Source organism: Caballeronia sp. (genome assembly GCF_049581465.1).
Taxonomy (GTDB): domain Bacteria; phylum Pseudomonadota; class Gammaproteobacteria; order Burkholderiales; family Burkholderiaceae; genus Caballeronia.
Genome location: NZ_JBAUSA010000714.1, coordinates 1 through 1593 on the forward strand (window position 1 = coordinate 1; position 1593 = coordinate 1593).

Here is a 1593-nt window from a genome sequence, read left to right on the forward strand (position 1 = left end):
GTCACGTTCATCGAGAAGATCCGAGGTGATGTCCTTGAGTGCCACAACACCTCGAAAATGATTGTCGGCGTCGACGACATACAGGTATTTCACGGGATATTCGAGAAACACGCGCGTCATGGTTTTCACGTCGGCGTCGAGCGCGACGACGGTATCGGCGGGCTTCACGAGCTCGCGCATTTGGGTGGCCGCGAGGCGCATCCGCTCTTTTTCCTCACGGTCGCGTCGCAGCGTGACGTCGTACATGGAAGTCTGCGCCGACGTTCGCGCGATAAAAAACGCCACCACGCACGAGAGCATGAGCGGCAGCATCACCTGGTAGCTCAAGGTCATCTCGAAGATCATCAGAATTGCCATCAGCGGCGCGTGCGTTGCGGCGGCGAGGAATGCACCCATGCCGACCATCGCGTAGGCGTACGGCGCGGAGGTGGAGTTTGGCCAGATGGCGTGAGCGGCCAGGCCGAACAGGCAGCCGACCACGGCGCCCACGAACAGTGTCGGGGTGAAAATCCCGCCGACCGCGCCCGAACCGGCAGTCGCCGCGGTTGCGACGATCTTGAAGAGGAGGACTGCCGCAAGGGCTCCCCAGGTCCACGGCTGGTGGAGGATAGAGTTCACCACTTCGTAGCCGTTGCCCCAGACTTCGGGCCACCAGATCGAGATGACGCCAACGATCAAGCCGCCGAGCCCGAGGCGCAACGGTAAAGGCAGTGGCAGCGCGGCGAAGCGATGTTTCGATGCCGCCAGCAAGCGCAGGAAGTTGGGCGCGAGCACACCGCAAATCAGTCCGAGCACGACGAACAACAGTACTTCCACGCCGGTGATTGTCGGGAAGATGGGCATTTCGTACGTGGGGTGATAACCGGCGAACTCGCGCATGGTGATGTTTGCCACCACGGACGACACGACGATGGGTCCGAAGCTTTCCATCGCGATCGAGCCGAGCACGATTTCCGTCACAAAGAACGCGCCGGCGATGGGTGCGTTATAGGCCGACGTGATACCGGCGGCTGCGCCGCATGCGACCAGCAGGCGCAGGCGTGGCGGATCGAAATGGACCCATCGGCCGATCAGCGAAGCGCTCAGGGCAGCGAGTTGCACCATCGAGCCTTCGCGGCCGATTGAGCCACCGCTCGCGATGGTAAAAAGCGACGATACGCTGCGCCACAGGCTTTGCCGGACCGGCACCACGCCATCGCCGATGGTCACTGCTTCCATGTAGTCGGCATGCACTTGGGCCGCCGCGTGACGCCGACTGATTAGCAGGCAGACGCCTGCGATCAGTCCGCCGGCTGTTGGCAGGATTACGCGGACGGGCCAGGGCAGGTGCGTGGCCATTGCGACGAAATTACTGTTTGCCCCGCCGAAGAGTCGCTGCAAGCTGTCGATGCTATCGCGGAAGGCAGCGGTCGCGAATGCGCCCGCGACGCCGACGATGACCGCCCATAGGAGCATTGAATGCGCATCGGAGAAGCCGAACAGGCGTTGGGCCCGGGTGCGCAGTTTGAGGAGGAATGAGAGCACTGGAGTTTTGGGGGCGAATTGGGGCGGGGCCGGGTGGGGGTTCGGGTCGGTGCTGCTAGCGGCGAGTGT

Annotated in this window: 1 protein-coding gene; it reads right to left on the bottom strand. The window is 62.9% G+C overall.

What is annotated here, in order from left to right:
- The coding region (locus tag WCA53_RS17545) for a ClcB-like voltage-gated chloride channel protein (protein ID WP_423913160.1) at positions 1-1524 on the bottom strand (1524 nt) is incomplete at its 3' end.
- Positions 1525-1593 lie beyond the last annotated feature (69 nt).